Consider the following 342-nt stretch of genomic DNA (forward strand, 5'->3'; position numbering starts at 1 on the left):
AGGAGAATTAGCAGGTTCATTGCTAAAACATAAACTCATTGACCAATTAGTACTGAAAATTAATCCTATCGTAGTAGGGGATGGTACATTACTTTTTGGCAGTGAAAAGGCTAGTCTTAAACTAGATTTAAAGGAAATGAAACTATATCCAAACGGAGTGATGAAATCTACTTACAATATTCAATATGTGTAGGAAATCTCTTTTTTTCTGATTTGAAGACATAAATATGGTAGTTAGTAATTTTGTAAAACGAAAAAGCAGTTATATTCTATGTAAGCTGTTGAAAGATAAAGATCTAATTGGTAAATTTTGAGGTGGATGAATGGAAAATAAAGTTATCT

General features: G+C 29.8%; 1 protein-coding gene. It reads left to right on the forward strand.

Features of this window, described 5'->3' with window-relative positions:
- On the forward strand, positions 1-193 hold a 193-nt coding region (locus V7056_RS20730), incomplete at its 5' end, for a dihydrofolate reductase family protein (RefSeq protein ID WP_499704277.1).
- Between the last annotated feature and the right edge of the window lie 149 nt (positions 194-342).

It is taken from the genome of Bacillus sp. JJ664, assembly GCF_036962205.1.
In the GTDB taxonomy this organism is placed as follows: Bacteria; Bacillota; Bacilli; order Bacillales; family Bacillaceae_G; genus Gottfriedia.